The sequence below is a fragment of the Arthrobacter sp. Y3224055 genome (assembly GCF_059090825.1).
On sequence record NZ_JBNHGB010000001.1, the window covers coordinates 676,827 to 695,588 of the forward strand.

14 protein-coding genes are annotated in these 18,762 nt (G+C 67.2%); 9 read left to right on the plus strand and 5 right to left on the minus strand.

What is annotated here, in order from left to right; translation table 11 throughout:
* Nucleotides 1-181 precede the first annotated feature (181 nt).
* The 4 genes from AC5RTY_RS03255 (at nucleotide 182) to AC5RTY_RS03270 (ending at nucleotide 4,632) form a co-directional block, all read left to right on the plus strand.
* A complete protein-coding gene (locus AC5RTY_RS03255) occupies nucleotides 182-817 on the plus strand; it encodes a uracil-DNA glycosylase family protein (protein ID WP_494001311.1) in 636 nt (211 codons plus the stop codon).
* 132 nt (nucleotides 818-949) lie between these two features.
* Nucleotides 950-1,699 carry a ZIP family metal transporter gene (locus AC5RTY_RS03260; RefSeq protein ID WP_494024225.1) on the plus strand — a complete coding sequence of 250 codons (750 nt, stop codon included), beginning with the start codon at nucleotides 950-952 and terminating at the stop codon, nucleotides 1,697-1,699.
* A 317-nt stretch (nucleotides 1,700-2,016) separates the two neighbouring features.
* Nucleotides 2,017-3,882, plus strand: a complete 1,866-nt coding sequence (locus AC5RTY_RS03265) for an APC family permease (RefSeq protein ID WP_494024224.1) — start codon at nucleotides 2,017-2,019, stop codon at nucleotides 3,880-3,882.
* Nucleotides 3,883-4,062: 180 nt separating this feature from the next.
* The gene (locus AC5RTY_RS03270; RefSeq protein WP_494013732.1) at nucleotides 4,063-4,632 is read left to right on the plus strand and encodes a hypothetical protein; all 570 of its coding nucleotides are present in this window, start codon (nucleotides 4,063-4,065) and stop codon (nucleotides 4,630-4,632) included.
* Here AC5RTY_RS03270 and AC5RTY_RS03275 read toward each other — a convergent pair.
* The 5 genes from AC5RTY_RS03275 to AC5RTY_RS03295 form a co-directional block, all read right to left on the minus strand.
* The gene (locus tag AC5RTY_RS03275; RefSeq protein ID WP_494024223.1) at nucleotides 4,537-6,114 is read right to left on the minus strand and encodes a dynamin family protein; all 1,578 of its coding nucleotides are present in this window, start codon (nucleotides 6,112-6,114) and stop codon (nucleotides 4,537-4,539) included. The two genes, AC5RTY_RS03270 and AC5RTY_RS03275, sit on opposite strands and share 96 nt — an antisense overlap.
* Nucleotides 6,111-7,940 carry a dynamin family protein gene (locus AC5RTY_RS03280; protein WP_494024222.1) on the minus strand — a complete coding sequence of 610 codons (1,830 nt, stop codon included), beginning with the start codon at nucleotides 7,938-7,940 and terminating at the stop codon, nucleotides 6,111-6,113. Before AC5RTY_RS03280 ends, AC5RTY_RS03275 begins: the two co-directional genes overlap by 4 nt.
* 111 nt (nucleotides 7,941-8,051) lie before the next feature.
* Nucleotides 8,052-9,260 carry an IniB N-terminal domain-containing protein gene (locus AC5RTY_RS03285; protein WP_494138959.1) on the minus strand — a complete coding sequence of 403 codons (1,209 nt, stop codon included), beginning with the start codon at nucleotides 9,258-9,260 and terminating at the stop codon, nucleotides 8,052-8,054.
* A 195-nt stretch (nucleotides 9,261-9,455) separates the two neighbouring features.
* Nucleotides 9,456-11,924 carry a LuxR C-terminal-related transcriptional regulator gene (locus AC5RTY_RS03290; RefSeq protein ID WP_494024220.1) on the minus strand — a complete coding sequence of 823 codons (2,469 nt, stop codon included), beginning with the start codon at nucleotides 11,922-11,924 and terminating at the stop codon, nucleotides 9,456-9,458.
* A 107-nt stretch (nucleotides 11,925-12,031) separates the two neighbouring features.
* Nucleotides 12,032-13,984, minus strand: coding sequence for an Hsp70 family protein (locus tag AC5RTY_RS03295; protein WP_494138960.1), 1,953 nt, complete (start codon nucleotides 13,982-13,984; stop codon nucleotides 12,032-12,034).
* 556 nt (nucleotides 13,985-14,540) lie between these two features.
* Here AC5RTY_RS03295 and AC5RTY_RS03300 point away from each other — a divergent pair.
* The 5 genes from AC5RTY_RS03300 (at nucleotide 14,541) to AC5RTY_RS03320 (ending at nucleotide 18,704) form a co-directional block, all read left to right on the plus strand.
* The gene (locus tag AC5RTY_RS03300) at nucleotides 14,541-15,119 is read left to right on the plus strand and encodes a DUF1697 domain-containing protein (protein ID WP_494024218.1); all 579 of its coding nucleotides are present in this window, start codon (nucleotides 14,541-14,543) and stop codon (nucleotides 15,117-15,119) included.
* 146 nt (nucleotides 15,120-15,265) lie between these two features.
* Complete coding sequence (locus AC5RTY_RS03305) at nucleotides 15,266-15,529, plus strand: PLD nuclease N-terminal domain-containing protein (RefSeq protein WP_494024217.1); 264 nt, start codon at nucleotides 15,266-15,268, stop codon at nucleotides 15,527-15,529.
* Between the two features lie 120 nt (nucleotides 15,530-15,649).
* A complete protein-coding gene (locus AC5RTY_RS03310) occupies nucleotides 15,650-16,636 on the plus strand; it encodes a 2-hydroxyacid dehydrogenase (protein ID WP_494024216.1) in 987 nt (328 codons plus the stop codon).
* 158 nt (nucleotides 16,637-16,794) lie between these two features.
* Nucleotides 16,795-17,928 (plus strand): L-talarate/galactarate dehydratase, encoded by a 1,134-nt coding sequence (locus tag AC5RTY_RS03315; RefSeq protein ID WP_494013725.1) that lies wholly within the window; start codon nucleotides 16,795-16,797, stop codon nucleotides 17,926-17,928.
* 80 nt (nucleotides 17,929-18,008) lie between these two features.
* Entirely contained in the window at nucleotides 18,009-18,704 is a 696-nt protein-coding gene (locus AC5RTY_RS03320) for a FadR/GntR family transcriptional regulator (protein WP_494049337.1), read from the plus strand.
* Nucleotides 18,705-18,762: the final 58 nt, after the last annotated feature.

An 18,762-nucleotide genomic window follows, 5' to 3' on the forward strand; every position in this document is an offset into this window, starting at 1 on the left:
CCGGATGCCCGGGATTCCGCCGCCGGTCTGCAGGAGGCGCCCAGCTTCGGTTGCTATGCTCAATAGCCGCCTCCCGTCGCCGCAGGCGGCTGCCCGTTCCCACGGCGGCACCGCCGTCGTTCCCCGGCGCACCGATTTCCTACCGTTCACCTTCCCTTCCCTCCAGGAGACCCGCACCCCGATGACCAGCCCGGCAGTATCCGATCAGCACAAGGACCTCATGGACCGCAGGTACGACTCTGGCGTCGCCGACATTAACCGTCTCTGCGACGAACTGCGGGACCTGAAGCCGGGTACCGAGGTCCCTTACGTGGATCCGATCCACGACGCCGATGAATGCCGGATCGTCTCGCTCTACTCGAACATCGGGCACGCCTCGGACACGGGTTTCATCTGGCCGGGAGACCAGGAGGCAACGACGCGGATGCTCGGGCTGCAGTGGCAGCTCGGCCTGCGGCCCCAATACGTGATGCCGTGGAACGTGCATCCGTGGTTCACCCCGGGCGAGGCCAACGGCAAGCTCACCCCCGACCAGATCAACGCCGGCCTCAAGCCGCTGCTGAAGATGCTGACGCTGGTGCCGCGGGCCTCGGTGCTCGTGGCACACGGAACCGAAGCCCAGCGGCTCGCCGGCTTGCTGCTGAAGACCGAGAACCCGCTGCTCTGGCGGCGCGGCTTCAAGACCTACAAGGTTCGGGCGCTCAGCGGCCGGGCCTTCGCGGGTTCGCCGGCACGCCAGCAGGAATGGCTGGACGCGATGCACGAAGCCTATGCCGACGCCATGGCGCGCACCGGATTGGGCCGGCCCGCCAAGTAGCACTGCGACCCGGCTCGCCGGCACCGCCGGCGCCCGGCCGTCCATCCCTCCCATCCGGCTAAACAATCCCTCTCCCGCCATGGCGGCTGCGCCTTCCCGCGGCTAGCCTGAGCCTGGACGGGAGGAACAGCCATGCCGTTGTGGATGACCGCGTTTTCCGTAGGGGCGATGGGCGGTGCCGCGCTGGTGCTCGGCTGTGCCGTCGCTTGGAAATGGGCCATTCCCGTCAAGGTTGTCTCGACGGTCATGGCCTTCGGCGCCGGCGTCCTTATTTCGGCGCTCGCCTTCGAACTGGTCGACGAAGCGGTAACGACCGGCGGGATCGGCGCGACCATCGGAGGTTTCCTCGTCGGCGCCTGTCTCTTCGTAGCAACGAACGCCCTGCTGGCCACAAAAGGGGCCAGGCACCGCAAACGGTCCGGCAATCAGCAGCCCGCCGAGGGAGATACCCCGGGCAGCGGCCTGGCGATCGCCGCCGGCGCCCTGCTGGACGGTATCCCTGAATCCCTCGTGCTGGGCCTCGGCCTCGTCGCCGGGGGAACAGTCAGCCCCGCAATGTTGGGAGCCGTGTTCATTTCCAACATCCCCGAAGGGCTCTCCAGCAGCGCCGGCATGAAGAAGGCCGGGCGGGGCGCGGGCTATGTTTTTGGCGTGTGGGGCACCATCGCCGTGCTCTCCGGAGCCAGCGCACTGGTCGGTTACCTTGCGCTGCAAGACGCACCGGAAGAGCTCGTGGCGTTCATCAACGCGCTGGCGGCGGGCGCCATCCTGGCCATGGTCGCCGACACCATGATCCCCGAGGCCTTCGAAGAGCATCACATCCTCACCGGCCTCACGGCAGCGCTCGGGTTCGTCACGGCCCTGAGCCTCGATGCACTGTAACCCGGCCCCTGCGGCCATCCCCCGGCCACGCTGAAACCAGGACCAATCACGGTGAAAATCAGCAGGCCCGCCATTGCGGGGAACCGGATGCGGAATCCACAAAATTCTCTCGTTCCCGGTCAATGACGGATCTATACTGTGGGAGCGCCCTGCGACAGGGCCCCGGGCAACGGGGCCCGCCCGGCCGGGGCGACAGGAGAAAATCGGTGCGCTGGTCGCTCGAACATACGGTCCCGGCTATTGTCCCGAGGCCGGCTCCCCCGCCGCCGCTTCGCCGCGCGCTTAGCCGCTGGCTGTTGATGGACAAAGTTCCGCCGGTGGGCCGCGAAAGCGCAGCGCGCGGGACGCCCCATCCCTGGTGGAAGGTCGTGTGCCTGACCGGCGTTGACTACTTCTCCACGCTCTCTTACCTGCCCGGAATTGCCCTGATCGCTGCGGGACCGCTGTCGCCGCTGGCAACGCTGCTCATTGTGGGGCTCACCTTGCTGGGAATGCTCCCGCTCTACCGGCGCGTGGCGGCGGAGAGCCCGCACGGCGAAGGCTCGGTGGCCATGCTCGACCGGCTCCTGCCGTTTTGGAAGGGGAAGGTTGTTATCCTCGTCCTGCTCGGTTTCGTTGCCACATCGTGGATCATCACCATCACACTCTCGGCCGCCGACGCAACGGTGCATTTGCTCGAGAATCCCTACTCTCCCGGCTTCTTGCAGGGCCACCCGGTTCCAGTCACCGTCGTGCTGCTGTTGGTCCTCGGGGGCATCTTCCTGATCGGATTCGGCGAGGCTGTAGCCATTGCCGTGCCCCTGGTGACCGCGTTTGTGATCCTGAATGCGGCCGTCATCATGGCCGGCCTGTCGCTCATCGCGCAGGACCCCGGCCGCATCAGCGACTGGGCGCAGGCCATGGCCGTTGCCAGCCCCGGCCCCGGCAACCTAACCTTGTCCCTGCTGCTGGCATTTCCTCTGCTGATCCTGGGCCTGTCTGGATTCGAGACCGGCGTGAGCATGATGCCGCTCGTGGCGTCCGAGGGGCACACTCCCGCACAACGCCTCGCCTCACGGGTCCGCAATACGCGGAAGATGCTGACGTGTGCTGCGGCTGTTATGAGCGGTTTCCTGATGGGCAGCAGCTTCGTGACGGCCGTCCTCATCCCGCCCGAGGCCTACGCCGCAGGCGGCCCCGCGGATGGCCGGGCCCTCTCCTATCTTGCGCACGCACTGCTCGGCGAGGGGTTCGGCACGATCTATGACGCGGCAACGGTCTTGATCCTGTGGTTCGCGGGAGCCTCGGCGATGGCCGGGCTGATCAACATCGTCCCGCGTTACCTGCCGCGCTTCGGAATGGCCCCCGAATGGACCAGTGCGATCCGGCCCGTCGTCCTGGTCTACACCGGGGTCAGCATCCTGCTCACCGTGAGTTTCGGGGCGGATGTCAACGCCCAGGCCGGAGCCTACGCCACAGGCATCCTGGCCATGATGGTGTCGGCGGCCGTCGCTGTCGCCGTCACGACTGCACGCCGCCACAAACGCCGCACCGCTGCCGGGTACGGCGCCCTCAGTTTGGTGCTGCTCTACGCACTGCTGGCCAACGTCCTGGAAAAACCCGAGGGCATCGGCATCTGCGGGCTGTTCATCGTCGGCATGGTCGGCGTCTCGCTCGTCTCCCGCGTCGCCCGCACCATAGAACTCCGCGCCGAACGTATCGAATTCGACCAGACTGCCCGGCGGTTCATCAGCGATTCCTTGGACAACGACGGCTCGCTGAACGTCATCGCCAAGCGCCGGCCCGGCAACCACGACGATTACAGTGCCAAGGAAGACGCGCAGCGGCACATGAATCCGGTCCCGGGGACGGCGGACGTCCTGTTCCTCGAAATCGACATCGTGGACCCTTCGGCCTTCGCCAAGGTGCTTCGCGTCCGCGGCATCGACGTCGGCGGGTACCGGGTGCTTCGTGCGGAAAGCCCCGCGGCCCCGAATGCTATTGCCGCCATCCTCCTGGCCGTGCGGGACGCAACGGGTGTTCGCCCCCATGCCTATTTCGAATGGTCTGAAGGCAATCCGCTCGGCCACCTCTTCCGCTATCTGCTCCTGGGAGAGGGAGACACGGCTCCCGTAGTGCGCGAAATCATCAGGCAGAATGAGCCTGACCCTGCCCACCGGCCCGGGATCCATGTGGGCGGATAGCGGCGGCGGAAGCCCGCCCTGACCGCTGAGATGCCGCACGCCGCCGTCGTCGTGGGCACGGCGGCCGGAGGGCGGTCACGCCCGGGCACGAGCATTGCGGTCGCTTTGGGTGGCGGCTAGATTATCTCCATGTCTCAGGAACCAGGGATGGGGGCGCCTGGAGCTCAGGGAACCGGGGGAATGTCCGGCGAACCGGAACGTCCCGCGCCACCGCGTCCGCAGATGTCCGACCTCACGCCGCCTCCGATCATCGGGACTTTGGTGCCGCCGCCTGCTGTCAAGAGGGTCCGCGCCTTGTGGATCCTCAGTTTTGTTTCGGGACTGATTGCGGGGATCTTCGCGTATTTCGCGCAGGAGGAGATCCTCAAGCACCTGCGCGGGCTCATCGACGGTTTGGAGCAGGGCGCCGACGAGGAGACCGTGGAAGCGCTCGCGGTCGTGGTTTTCTGGGGAACCCTGGGCGTGCTGGCGCTCGTCATGCTGATCGAGGCCGTGCTGCTGCGGGCCCTTATGCGCCGGCATGGCAAAGTGCGCTTCGTGCTGCTCGCCATGCTGTTCGTCCACGGGGCGGTGACCCTGCTGGCCGACGAATTCCTGGCCGCTCCCGGCGATCAGGAATTGGGCATCAGGATCATGCTGGTTCTGCAGCTGGTGCTAGCCGGCGCGGCGGTAATCGCCAGCGTCCTGAGCGGGGCCAACCAATGGTTCCGTGCCGAGCACCAGGGGCGGCGAGGCAGGCCGCCTGCCTGAAGCAGGCTGCATTCCGGCCAACAGTTCCTCGCAGCTGCGAATGACGGTCTGGCAGACCTCGGCGACGGCACGGCCGCGCAGCGGGTCGCCGGCCACGGCGTGCCAACGTCTCAGGCACGCCACGGCGTGCTCCCGCAGGACCTCGCCCCGGGCGTCACGCGGAAGCCCCAGGCGTTCGGGCGCCGAGACGCCTTCGCCGCCGATCATCCGTTCAGCTTCGGCGGCCAACTCCGGCTCCAACGGCAGCCCGGTGGTGCGGGCGGCCGCCAGCAGACGCAGTTCACGGAAGGCGTGGGCGCTGGCGAGCAGCCGTTCCAAGCCGGCCGCGACTCCCGCGGCGCCCGGGCGGGGGTGATCGTTCAGCAGCTTTTCGACGCCGACCAGGGCCGTCCGGGCTTTCAACTGTCCGGCCCGGGCTTGGAACTGCCCGGTCATCACGGCCAGCAATTCGTCCAGCCCGCTGCGGCGGGCCAGTTCGTGGGCCAGCGCGGTCGGCTCCGAGATGCCTCCACGGAGCAGCGCGGCTGCCAGCCGGAGCCCGAAGAGCCCGAACCTGTCCAGCAACTTGGCCCGCGCTTCCGGCGTGGCGGACAGCGGGCCTCCCGGACGGACGAAGCGGTCGGCGGACAGCAGGAGCAGCTCCCGTTCCCGCCTGTCCAAGGAAGCGAGCTCGACGAGGACGGCGTATTCCGCCTGCCGCAGGCTGCGCGCCGACTGGGCCAGCAGGCCGGCGATCGGCACTACCCCGAGGGCCAGTGAACGCAACGCGCCGTCACGGCGGTACCGCGCAGCGATGTCCCGGGCGGAGAGCATGGCGTCGATCCGGCCCGACCCAACCTCGTCCGCACGGGACAATACCGCCAGTGCGTTGACGGTACCGCTCTGGCCGGCCGCGGTATCACGGAAGGACTCCAAGAAACCCAGGTCGGACGCGTGCAGGTGCCGCAGCAGGTAGATGATCGCGTCGGCCTCCGAGGGCGCGTCGGCCGGCGTCAGGAAATCGGTGGAGCGGGCCGACACGTCCCGGGAGAGCGAGGCAATGCCCGGCGTGTCGATCAACGTCACGTCCCGCAGGGTTCGGGACGGCCAGTCCACCACGAGCCTGTCGACGTCCTCTGCCTGGACCCCGCCGAGCTCGAACACCAACCGGCCGTCGGTGCGCTTGGTCGGCAGGTCCCGGGGCGCTCCAGAACGCGGGTGCAGGGTAATCCGCGGAGTGTCGCCGAAGCGGTACCAGGTGACCACCCGGGTGCACTCTCCCGTGTCGGTCGGGGCAATCTCTTCGCCGATAATGGCGTTGAGCAGGGTTGACTTGCCCGCTTTGACCATGCCCGCAATGGCGATCCGCAGCGGCTCCTCGAGGCGGCGCGCATACTCCTCCAACACCTGACACACGGCCGGTTCGTCGCGGTAGGCTGCAATCGCTTCCTGGACCAGCCCGCGCGCCGCTTCGACGTCCGCTCCGGCTGCCGCGGTATTCATGCCTGTCCAGCCACTTGCGGTGCAGCGTCCAGCGCCAACGCCTGCTGGCGCAGCGACTCCACGAGTGCAAGGGACGCCTTAAGCTCCTTGATCCGCAGGTCGCGTTCCTGGTGGAACCGGCTTGCCGCCTTCTGTGCCGCCAGTACCGAATCCGCCAGCGAGCGATGGTGCTCTTCGGCCAGTTCGGTGAAGTGGTCGCGAGTGGCCCGCTGGACGATCCTGAGCCGGTCCTTGAGCTGCTTGCCCACCTGGAACACGACCTCATCGACTTGTTTCCGGACCAGGGCCTTGGCCTCCGATTGGCGGCGCTTCAACCGGGCTTCCTTGTCTTCGCGGTAGGCCTTGCCTCCCAGCAGCAGGCCGGCGCCGACCGAGATCGGGTTGATCAGCGCCATGCCCGCGATCCCGGTGAGGAGGCCGAACATCAACACACCGCCGTACGAACCCCGCATGCCAATCAGTATTTTCTGGACCGTTCCAAGGCGTCCTGCATCCAGATCCGGGATTTCCTCGACCGGGTCGAGCACGTTCTCCGTGGAATCGACCTGCAGCAACGGCAGGGTCACGTCGTCCTGGTTGAAGTGCTCGGCGACCTTTTCCGCCAGCCACAACGACCGTTCGTTCGTCCACACGAAGGTGTCGGACACGGCCGCGGCCACACGCTGTTCCAGCCAGTGCACAAACTGTTCCCACTGCGGACCGGGATCCCCGGCATCAATGGACTGCTCGGCGTCCCGCAAAATGCTGCGCAGCCGGTCTCGCAAGTCGTATTCCATATCGGCGATGAGATCGCTCATGCCGTCATTGAGCGTGACCTGCCAGCGGGAAGAACGACGGCGGAGCTCGTCGGCGCGTTCCTTGGCCGTTTCCAGCTCGGCCAGCATCTCCGGGGTGCCGTCCGGATTCTCCAGCGCGCTCAGTTCGGACTTCAGCGACAGCCGCAGATGGTCCATGGCCGAAATCAGGTCCTGCGCCACGGACCGCCGCTGGAGCCGCTCGGTCTGGCCCAGGATCTTTTGCCGGAGGTAGGCCACCAGCTCCGGAAATCCCGATTCGGCGTTCAGTTCGCTGTCACGCATTTCGGCCGCCCGGAGGCGAAGTTCCGAGGAGACCGGAATCAGCGGCATGTCTGCCCCGATCCGCTTCAAATGGCCCCTGTCCAGTTCGGCCACGCGCCGCCATTGCGGGTACATATCCGTCTTGGACAGGACGCCGGCCACATTGGGGCAAATCCGTTGCGCCTGCCGCAGGAACCGGATCTCCGGTTCGGTGAACTCCTGGGATGCGTCCGAGACCAACAGCACGGCGTCCGCCGTCGGCAATGCCGTCAGCGTGGTGAGGGTATGGGCCGAGTCCAGTCCCCCGACCCCCGGCGAATCCACCAGGGCGAGTCCGCCGTGCAGAACCTTCCGGGGCAGGGAGACTTCCGCGGCTGCCAGCCGGCGCTCGTTACCCGGATTCCCCCGTTCCGAGACGTGCTCGGCGAGCTCGTCCAAGGCGACCGGGCGACGCTCCAGTTCAACGTCCCCGTCGCTGGAGTCGGCGCGTTCCTTCGGAACCAGGATCACGGCTGAGGCAGGCTCCCCGTGCTTGACCACCGTCGGCACCGAGGTGGCGACGTCGTCGTCGATGGGACAAACCGGCGCATTTACCAGGGCGTTAATGAGCTGGCTTTTACCCTGCTTGAATTCACCGACGACGATCACCCGGGTGGTCGGATCCTGCAATCGCTTGCGGGTCTGTTCCAGGCGCCGCTGCAAGTCTGCGCGCTCACCCTTCTTGGCCAATTCCTGGCCCTGATCCACCAGCTTGACGAGCTCGACCACCGTATCCCCTTTTGACTTCCGGCCCCGCGGCCGGACCGTGACACTGTCCAGCAGGAGGTCCCCGGCCTCCTGCTGGACAGCTGATCTGTCGTGATTCAGTTATCGGGTCGGTTAGAAGTCGACCTCTTCGGCAACAACGCTGTCTTCGATGTCCACTTCGTTGTCCGCGACGATGACGGAGTCGTTGACGGAGTTGTCGGTGAACTCGGCGTTGATGTCGTCCACCTGCACGTCCGTGTTCGTGGAGCTGTCGTTGAACGAATCCTCCACCTCGACCTCGTTGAACGAATCCTCGATCTCGACCTCCTCGTTGAAGGAATCCTCCACATTGATGTCGGTGGTGGAATTGTCCTCGTTGAACGAGTCCTCGACCTCGATCTCGGTGGTATTGCCGTTGTACGAGTCCTCGATCTCCACGTTGGTGGAGTTGTCGGTCGAGTAATCCTTCGAATGGTCGGAGTTGTCGTTGAAGGAGTCTTCCACCTCGACGTCCAGGTCGACATCCGTGTTGTAGGAGTCCTCGTTGTAAGAGTCCTCGTTGTAGGAATCCTCATTGTAGGAGTCCTCGACGTTGAAGGAGTCCTCGACGGAGATGTCGGTATCCCCGACGGTCACATCGCCCTCAATGTCACCGGTTGTCACGGTGGTGGAGTTGTCGGTCGAGTAATCCTTCGAGTAGTCGTTGGAGTTATCCGTCGAGTTATCCACGGTGGCGTCCCCGCCAGCCGCAACAGAGTCGTCGCCCGAGGCAATCACGGCGTCGTTGTCGAACCACTGGTTCACGTCGCCGTCGGCCCAGATGTTCTGGTTGACAGACTGATCCGTGATGGTGTCCCGATCGTCGATCGTAGAGGTGTACGAGTAGTTGTTCACGATGTGCGTCAGTTGCTGCACAGCGTGGGCGTGGTCATCATGATCGTTGCCCCTGCCGCCGCCGTGACCGTGGTCATCGTCGTCATGGCCGCCACCCCCATGGCCGCCGTCGTGACCGTGGCCCCCGCCACCGTGGCCGCCGCCGCCCCAGCCACCGCCATTGTTGCCGGAGTTGTCGCTGGACCAGTCGCCGGTGTCGCCGCCGGAGTGGTTGCCGCCGGTGTTGTACTCGCGGTCGAAGGACGAGCTGGCATCCACGGGAGCGTAGTCGAGGATGACCGGCATGATGGCGTCCACATCATCGGAGCACACGTCGCCCAGGCCGGCCTCGGCGAGGGCGGCCTCCGGGTCTGCCTGGAATTCGGCGGCTGCGCGCGGATCACGGAGCAGATTCATGATGAATTCGAGTAGAGAGCTTGCGAGCGTAGGCATTATGTGAATCCCCATTCTTATTCCTACTGGATCTGGCCAAAATTATGGATGGTGGCCCGCCGAGCTGAGTTGCTTGGCTTGGTTCAAAGCTACGGCCGGGCTGCTGTCGCCCGCATCGGGGCTTCCTCCCCCGCCGCCCGCCCCCTCCAGGGGGATCGCGGTGGACGGGGACTAGGTAGGGAGGGGCCTTAAGCCCGGAAGTACGCGGAATTACTGCGGGGAACTGTCTTCGCCGAGCGCAAGCCGCAACTGGGTCAGGAGTTCGGCACGGTTCGAAGCCCCTAGCCGCCGTCGAATACGCGCTATGTGGTGCTCGGCGGTGCGCGGCGAAATGAAAATCGCGGCCCCGATCTCCCGGTACGTCTTGCCCTCCAGCACCAACCGGGCGACTTCGCGCTCCCGCTCGCTCAAGACGGCGCTTTCTTGTCCCTGTGCTGCTCCGGCGGGGACCGCTGCCTGCCCGCCGGGCTCGGTGACGGTGACGTCGGCTGGCGCGTCCATGGTCCCGCGCGTGCCGGGATGAAGGTCCCTGGCGCAAGCCAAGAGGCGGCTCATGTCCTTGCGCTCGTCCGCGTGCGCTGCCGCGTGCCCGGCGAGGCGCGCCCCGTCCCAGGTGAGGCCGACGGATGCGAGCGCCCGGGCGGACTCCTCCACCAGCTTCGGATCGATCCTGCCGGCCAGCACCGTTACCCACGCCCGGCCGGCCGCCGCGAGCACGCCCGCCAGTCGGTACGTCCCCGAGGCCCGGACCAGCGCCGAGGCATGCGGGGCGAGCTCGCTGGGGCTGTCCGCCAAAAGGGCCGCCTGGACCGCATACCAATGCAGCGAGGTAGACCACAGCGCCGGTTCGCCCAATCTGCCCAGCAGCGCCCAAGCCTCCGTCAAATGCGGCTGCAGCCTCGCGGAATCACGCAGGCGGGCAGCGGCTACTGCCAGTTCGCCGAGCGGCAAAAGGCTGTAGAGATCGACGGCGACGTGCAGCAGCCGGCCCCGCGCCCGGTCCCAGGCGCGCACCAAGGCAGCGGTGTCATCGGTTCGCCGCGCCAGCCCGACCTGCAGGGCGTCCAGCAACAATTCGTCGCGCGGGGTGGGACGGATTCCGCTGGCGGTCGCCTCTGCGATGGCAGCCCCGGCGCTGTCCGGGTGGTCCTGCAGCATGGCGACCCAGGCCCGCAGGAGCAGCAGCCTCAAGCGGGCGGCCGGGCCTCCCTGGCGGCCGCGCAGAGCGTCGTCGAGGACGGCTGCCGCTACGGGGAGCTCACCGCTGTGCAGGGCCACCAAGGCCGCGAGGGCCGCAGGGCTGTCCGGCAGCGGAATGGCGGCGCCGGAGGCCGTGAGCATGTCGGAAGCCCGCACTAGGGCCGGCAGCGCCTGCTCGGTGTGCTCGCCGATCGACGCGACGATGCCTTGTCCCATCAACGAGACGGCCACGTTCGTCAGGGTTGGCGAGTTGTCGGCGTGGTTGCCGGCAAGCAGGCTTCGAGCCTGGTCGGGGTCACCCGTACCGATCATGACGACGGCGGCCAGAGCCCTGGACGCCTCCGTGGCGGGTGATCCGAGCCACCGGTAGACCTGGGCGCTGCGCGCCAGCATGCCCCGCTGCGCCCACAGCGACGCCGCCACGTCCGCTGCACGGAGCCTGTCCGGTGCCTCCGGCCGGGCCAGGAGACGGTCAAGGATGCGGCCGGCTGCTTCGAGGTCTCCGGAGGCCAGTGCCGCCTGGGCCCGGCGCGCCGCCGTTGCCGCTTCGTCGGCGCCGGCTGCCGCCGCTTCACCGTACAGTGTCGCGGCCACCCGGGGCTCGGAAGCCAGGGCGCCGTCGCCGGCGTCTTCAAGGACGCGGGCCACGCGTGGATCCTGGAGTCCGCCCCGAACCAGTCCGCGGGCCACGTCCACGGGCGCCGATGCGGTGTTGTTGGCTAAACAGTCGGCCAGGGCCCGCTGGAAGGCCCGGACGTGGTGCTGCGGGGTGACATGAAGCAGGACGTTGCGCATGAGCGGAGCAAGGTTTCCCTCGGGCAACACCAACCCTGCGGCCGTGGCCTGCGACATCAGCGGCCCGATTCCGCCGGGCAGCTCCCGCAGTCCGGAAGGCAGCGGCCCGGCTGGATCGAAACCGATGGCCAGGGCCAGCAGCAGCTCCCGAAGGTTGGGTTCCAGCCGGTCGAGCTCGTGGCCCACATGGTTGACCAACCCGCCGAACTTCACCGGATCTGACGGTATTGGGCGGGCATCGTCGATCGCTTCCAACACATGCTGGACCAGCCAAGGCAGGCCCCCGGTCAGCCGGAAGACCTGATCAAGGACGGGAGCAGGAAGCCGGTCAGAGCGGACAGCTGCTGCGTGCCGGGCAATATCGTTACGGGTCCAGGGCCCCAACAACACCGGCCGCCGGTGCGCCTCCAACACCGCCGTCAGCCGCTGCAACGCCGGCAACTTCGGCCACGACCGGTAGGCGACCACGAGGTTCACGTTCTGCCCGTCGACCAACCGATGGACGCGCTCCAGTTCGGCGTCGTCCAACTGGTGGGCGTCGTCGATCAGTACCGTGGTTCCTTCGTCCACAGGGTCTTTCCCCAGTGCGTGCCTGCCCGAGCTGACGGGGACGCCTGCTTCCTCATAGGCCGCCGCCAAGTTTTCCAGCAGCAGGCTCTTGCCCGATCCTCCCGGACCGGACACGGTAGCCAGTAAACGCGACGCGGGTTCCGTCGCGGCTTCCGTCAGCAGTTGCGCGGCATCCCGGTTCACCAAACGGCGTGCCGCTGGCTGCGCCGGTGTCGCACCTGTCATGCCGGCCCCGGAGCAGGCGCATCGGTGGCGTCACCCGGCGGTGCCGGCGGCTGCGTCGGTTCCACCCAGGCTGGCGCGGTCGGCGGAGGATCGACAACCACCGTCTCTGACGGTGTTGATGAGGGCTCCGGCACGGGCTCCGGAACAGGTTCCGGCGCCGGGTCGGGGGCCGGAGGCGGCGCGGGGTCGGTGGCCGGAGGCGGCAGCACCGGATCCGGTTCCGGTGTCGTTGTCGGCACAGCCGGAACACTCGGTTCCGGCTCGGGGGCGGGAGGTTGGGGAGTGGTGCCTGGCTGGGGAGCCGCGGGCGGCTCGGGGGTTCCCGTGGGTCCCGGGGCAGGAGTGTTGATGCCGTTGTCCGGCTTCGATCCCGGGCCCTGCCCGGAATCACCGGCCGGCGTAGACACGCCCCCCGGGCGAGTCGACGATTGGCCGTTCGGCGTCGTCGTCGTCGCCCGGTCCTGCGCGTAGGTCACCTGCTCCTGAGCGAAGCCCGCGGTGCCGCCATAGCCCGGTGAGCCTTCCGGGCTCGGAGCCGCTGTGCCGGAGGACGTTGCAGCTGAGTTCTCCCAAAAGACCACGGGACTCATGCCAGGCTGCGCCGGTTCAGCCGCCATCACGGAATTGGCCGGCCCGGCCCCTTCGCTTTCCTCCGGAGCTCCCCCGGGTACGTGGCCGTTCCGCTCCGCGGCGCTGCCTTGCGCGACGCCCGGTTGGGAACCGAACAAACCGAATTCGTGAGGGCTCTGGGCGGCGGTTGCCGTCAACGCCGTGAGGGCCGCGACCGCCACTGTTATGGCAGCGGCGCGCATGGCCAGCACGGGTTTCCGTGCGGTGCCGGCGCCTTCCACCGCGGACGCGGCGTGGGCGTGGAAGTGTGGTTGCGGAAAGGCGCGGCCTTCGGCCGCGACGGCTTCCGGCACCGGCCGGGGCTCCCGCTCCTCAGCGTGTCCGGATGGCAGCGCGAGCCTGTTTCGGGCCGCGAAGTACGCGGCCCCCAGGCTGATGGCGGCCTTCGGGTCCGCATCCACCGCGAGGGGACGGTTCAGTTCGGCGGACAGCAATTGGGCAACCAAGGGGATGCGGGACGAGCCGCCGGTCAAGAGGACGGCGGTGAGGTCCTCGGCAGCCACTTGCGCTGTGTCGAGGGCCCGGCGCAGGGAGTGGAGCGTGTCCCGCACCAGCTCCTCGATCATGCCCTCAAACTCGGACCGCACCAGGCGGACGCCTGTCTGCAGCTCCGGCAGCAACACAGGGATTGTTGCCTCGGAATCGGCCGAAAGCGCTTCTTTGGCTTCCACGCATTCCCGCCGGATACGGTCCAGCGCCACGCGTGCTTGCGTCGAGGTGGGATCCACCGCGCTCAGCCCGCCGTCCAGGCTGGCGACGACGTGCGCGAAGACGACGTCGTCGACATCAGCTCCACCCACCCGCTCCAAACCTTCCGGTTTGCCCAGCAGCGTGAATGAGGCTGCGTCACCCTTGTGCAGGACTGCCGCGTCGAAGGTACCGCCGCCGAAGTCATAGACGGCGACCAGGCTCCCCGTTCCCACGCGGTTTTGGGAGGCGTAATGGAGCGCGGCTGCTTCCGGCTCGCTCAACAACATGACGTCGGCGAGCCCTACGCCGGCCAAGGCGTCACGGATCAGTCCGGTCTTGTAGTCACCCCAGCTGGCCGGATGCGACACCACTACGGCTTCCGGAGCTTCGCCTTCACGTTCCTGGGCGCGGTCTACGACCCACCGGACCACGGCGGCGAAAATGTCCTCAGGTGCGACAAACAGGTCTCCGACCATCATCGGCACCGAGTCGCCGATCCGCCGCTTGAATTCTCGAACCACCCGGTCAGGGGACGTCGTGCCCCGCCGTTCGGCTGCCTCTCCGACCAGAACTGCGCCGTCTTCGCCTACATAGATCACCGACGGCACGGCCGCCGCACGTGAACCCAAGTGGACAGCCTGCGGCTGCTGAGGCTTTCGGTCTCCGCTCCCGTATCGCGCTGTCGCTGCTGCCGTGAAACTTGTGCCGACATCGACACTCAGTACATAAGCCATGAATCCCCTCAGGTACGTCCAGCAAGGAACGTCCCACACCGCTTCTTTATACTGTCTCCAGAGTCATGCTCTGATTCCCCCTAGGCGGGCGGTATCCATCCGCCCGTGTCCCCATGAAGCCGCTGCTAAATGACGCCCTCAGCCGCCGCCAACCGCAGTTCCCCACACTTGGATCCGGCGTCCTTCAGAAAGCCGTTCCGTTACATTCAGCCTAGGAGGGGTGACGTGCTTAGACAAGGGAATGGATCCCCCGTTTAACAGGCATGAGCAACACGAAAATTTGGTGAATGGTTTAGTCCTTCGACGGCCTATTTCCTCGATTTTGCAGCTCCCTGGTGATACATATGCGAAGTCGCGTACCTTGCCTCGCCTAGTCCCTGAATGGGTAGACCGTGAAGCGATCACGGCCGGTGCATACAATGATTTCCTGTCCATCCGACCCCGGAGCACCATGAAAAATAAATACGGCGAATCCGGTTCCTTACGGACTTATGGCGTGTTTTTGCGCGGCATCAACGTTGGAGGCGTCCGGATTGCCATGAAGGACTTGCAGCGGGTCCTCACCGAAGCCGGTTTCGGGCAGGTGGAGACCGTCCTCGCCTCGGGCAACGTCGTGCTGCGCGCGGAGACCCAAGACCCCGGCGTGGTCAAGCAAAGAGTCGAAGCGAGCTTGCGGACGGCTTTCGGCTACGACGCCTGGGTCATCGTCAAGACTCCCAGCGAGCTGGCCGCCATCGTCGAGGGCTATCCGTTCACCCCGGCCGACGACGGCGTTCCCCGGCACGCTTACGCGGTGCTCACCACGGGTGAGGATGTTGTGGAACAACTGCTCGAGGACTGCCCGGAACTTTCGCCCGAAGAACGGGCGTCTCCGGGGGGCGACGTCCTGTACTGGGAGGTGCCCAAAGGCAACACTTTGGAGTCCAAACTGTCCAAGCAAATGGCCAAAACGATGTACAAGCCGGTGACGACCACCAGGAACCTCAACACGTTGCACAAGATGCTGGCCAGGTTCCGCACGGAGGGCTGAGGCGGCCCCTGCTACCGGGGGAGGAGTGGAACCGCCCGAACTCATCCTCCCGGCGGATAGCCGCGGCGCCGGTGCGATTCTAGACTCGTGTTTGTTGCGGCCTTGTTATGGCCGGCGGCCGGTCACGGCCAAGGAAGGGGGATCCTATGCTGTTCGACTCGGTCACGTGGATATCGGCTGCCGTCTGTGCCGGTCCATTTGCCCTCTTCCTGGCGGTCGGAGCGCTGGTCAGCATCGGGCGGAGCAAACGGCAGCGGTCGGCGAAAGCCGGCTGGTCCCTGCTGGTGCTCGCGGTGCCCATCCTTGGCCCCCTGGCGTGGTTCCGGACGGCATCGCGCCGGGCCGCCGCTCATACGGCCCAGCCGGACACCCGGCCGGCGAAGCAGGCGACGGGGCCCCTTGTTCCCTAAAGGCCCGCCCGCGAAAACGGCCGGCGGTTCCGCGGGACGGATGGAACGTGTCCCGCCGGGTATCGGTCCATGCAGTATCCGTGTTGGACGCGCCTCCGCGAAGGTCCTTACTCTTCTGGCATGACCACCCGTACGGCCGTGCGCGCCGCTGCTCCCACACCCTCCGACGGCCGGCAGGTCCTTCAGGTTGGACCGGTGAACCCCGTTGTCACCGCCGCCTTGGCGGATGAGTTCGGCGCACTGTTGCTCCCGGACGGCCCGGAACGCGGCGATTTCCTGCTGCGGCACGCCCCCGGCATCCGCGTGGCGGTGTGCTCCGGCCGCCATGGTGTCGGCTCCGACCTGATGCGCCGGCTGCCGAACCTCGAAGCCATCGTAAACTTCGGCGCCGGCTACGACGCCACCGACGTCGAGCAGGCAAACGAACGCGGCATCCACGTCAGCAACACCCCGGATGTGCTCACCGATTGCGTGGCCGACACCGCGCTGGCCCTCTATCTGGATGTACTGCGCCGAACCAGCGCCGCCGACCGGTTCGTCCGCCTCGGCGGATGGGCCTCAACCACGTCCTACCCACTGACCACGCGGGCCTCCGGCAGAAAGGTCGGCATCCTCGGCCTGGGCCGGATCGGCCAGGCCATCGCCAAGCGACTGGAAGCGTTTAACTGCGAGATCCACTACCACAGCCGCCGCGCCGTCGAAGACTCGGGCTACGCGTTCCACTCCTCCCCCGCCGAACTGGCCGAGGCCGTCGAGGTGCTCGTCATCGCGGCTGCCGGAGGACCGGAGACGGTGAACCTGGTCGACGCCGGGGTGCTGGCCAAGCTCGGCGCGGGAGGCTACCTGATCAACATCGCTCGCGGCACCATTGTGGACGAACATGCCCTGGTCTCCGCCTTGGCCGGAGGACGCCTGGCGGGCGCAGGGCTGGACGTCTTTGCCGACGAACCGCATGTGCCGGCCGAACTGATGGAGCTGGAGAACGTGGTCCTGTTACCGCACATCGGCAGCGGCACCCGTGAGACCCGCGCCGACATGGCCGCATTGACATTGGAGAACCTGCGCAGCTACCTGCGCGACGGCTCGTTGGTAACCCCGATCGGCTAACCCCGTGCCCGGCCCGGCGCCGGGAAATCCGGGGGGGGGTTCGACGCGGGGTAAGACCGGGGTTGGCTCTGGCAAGCGTCACCCTGGAGCAATACTTGTATGACAAGTGCGCGACTTGTACAATCAGTCGCAGTAGCCATCCCCGCGTAAGGACCGCCATGCCCTACACCGCCGATGCCATCCGGCACGTCAAGCTCTCCACTGCCACGCTGCCGCTGGCCACGCCCATCTCTGACGCCAAGGTCTTTACCGGGCGCCAGAAGCCCATGACGGAAGTCGTCTTCCTCTTTGCCGAAATCACCACCGTGCAGGGACACGAGGGCCTGGGCTTCAGCTATTCGAAACGGGCCGGCGGCCCGGCGCAATACGCCCACGCGACGGAAGTCGCCGAGGCGATGCTCGGCGAGGACCCCAACGACATCGCCAAGCTCTACAACAAGCTGCTTTGGGCAGGCGCGTCGGTGGGCCGGTCCGGCGTCGCCACCCAGGCCCTGGCCGCGCTCGACATAGCGCTCTACGACCTCAAGGCCAAGCGGGCAGGGCTCCCGCTGGCCAAGTTCCTCGGCGCGCACCGGGACTCGGTCCGGACCTACAACACCTCCGGTGGCTTCCTCAACGCCTCCATCGACGAGGTCAAGGACCGCGCGAGCCGTTCCCTTGCCGACGGCATTGGCGGCATCAAGATCAAGGTCGGCCTGCCGGACTCGGCCGAGGACTTGCGCCGTGTCGCCGCGGTCCGCGACCACATCGGCGACGGCGTGCCGCTGATGGTGGACGCGAACCAGCAGTGGGACCGGGCCACCGCCCTCCGGATGGGCCGCCGCCTGGAGCAGTTCGACCTGGTCTGGATCGAGGAACCGTTGGATGCCTACGACGCCGAAGGCCATGCCGCGCTGGCCGCTGCCCTGGACACCCCGATTGCCACCGGCGAGATGCTGGCCTCGGTGGCCGAACACGAACGCCTGATCGCCGCCCGCGCGTGCGACATCATCCAGCCCGACGCTCCCCGGGTCGGCGGCATCACGCAGTTCCTGCGCCTGGCCACGCTGGCGGACCAGGCCGGGCTGGACCTCGCGCCGCACTTCGCGATGGAGATCCACCTCCACCTGGCCGCCGCCTACCCGCGCGAGCCCTGGGTGGAGCACTTCGACTGGCTGGACCCGCTGTTCAACGAGCGCCTCGAGACCCGCGACGGCCGGATGATCGTCCCGGACCGTCCGGGCCTCGGCTTCACCTTCAGCGAACAGGCGCGCGCCTGGACCACGGACAGCGTGGAGTTCGGCCGCGCCTAGCCTTATCCCATGACGACGACGGTGCCGCGCACCGTCGTCGTTCCCCTCTCACCCTGCCCTAGAGAAAACGGGAGCGATTGTTGAAACCGAACCTGACGGTCACCTTGGTTGACGACCTGCGTCGGCGCATTGTCGACGGCGATATCGCTCCCGGCGACAAGCTGCCCAGCGAGAACACGCTGATCGCAGAGCACGGCGTGAGCCGCACAGTGGTGCGCGAGGCCATCACCCGGCTGCAGGCGGAGGGGCTGGTGCATACCCGGCGCGGCAGCGGGAGTTTCGCGCTGACGCCACCGGCGGAAGCGGAAGGCCCCCGCGGCCTCCGGCCCGTGCGGACTCTGGAGGACCGGAGGGCGCTGGTGGAGTTCCGCACCGGCGTGGAAAGCGAAGCCGCTGCCTTGGCCGCCGTCCGGCGGACCGACCAGCAGTTGGCGGCCCTGCGCGCCGCAAACGCTGACTTCTCTCGCTCCGGTTCCAACCCGGCCGCGGCCTTATCCCACGACTTCGAGTTTCACCGCACCGTCGCCGAGGCCAGCGGCAACCCCTACTTTCGGGATGCGATCGCGGCCCTCGGCCCGGCCATGATTGCCATGCCCCGCTACCGGCTGGAGGCCAGCGGATCCGAAGCCGAAACGTCCCGTCTCTCGGCCGTGGCGTCCGAACATGCGGCGGTGCTGGCCGCAGTGGAAGCCGGCGATGGACTGGCCGCGGCTGCCGCCATGCGCACCCACCTGGTCAATTCGCGGCTGCGGTTGGAGAGCGAATCCGGGCACTGATTACCCCGGGAACTGCACCCGCCGTAAGGTCACTGGGTCCGGATACGGAAGCGGCAGC

Coding starts and splice junctions, on each gene's coding strand:
- AC5RTY_RS03255 (WP_494001311.1), top strand. CDS start 182: ATGACCAGCCCGGCAGTATCCGATCAGCACAAGGACCTCATGGACCGC.
- AC5RTY_RS03285 (WP_494138959.1), bottom strand. CDS start 9,260: ATGGGGATTCACATAATGCCTACGCTCGCAAGCTCTCTACTCGAATTC.
- AC5RTY_RS03270 (WP_494013732.1), top strand. CDS start 4,063: ATGTCCGGCGAACCGGAACGTCCCGCGCCACCGCGTCCGCAGATGTCC.
- AC5RTY_RS03310 (WP_494024216.1), top strand. CDS start 15,650: ATGACCACCCGTACGGCCGTGCGCGCCGCTGCTCCCACACCCTCCGAC.
- AC5RTY_RS03315 (WP_494013725.1), top strand. CDS start 16,795: ATGCCCTACACCGCCGATGCCATCCGGCACGTCAAGCTCTCCACTGCC.
- AC5RTY_RS03275 (WP_494024223.1), bottom strand. CDS start 6,114: ATGAATACCGCGGCAGCCGGAGCGGACGTCGAAGCGGCGCGCGGGCTG.
- AC5RTY_RS03260 (WP_494024225.1), top strand. CDS start 950: ATGCCGTTGTGGATGACCGCGTTTTCCGTAGGGGCGATGGGCGGTGCC.
- AC5RTY_RS03305 (WP_494024217.1), top strand. CDS start 15,266: ATGCTGTTCGACTCGGTCACGTGGATATCGGCTGCCGTCTGTGCCGGT.
- AC5RTY_RS03300 (WP_494024218.1), top strand. CDS start 14,541: ATGAAAAATAAATACGGCGAATCCGGTTCCTTACGGACTTATGGCGTG.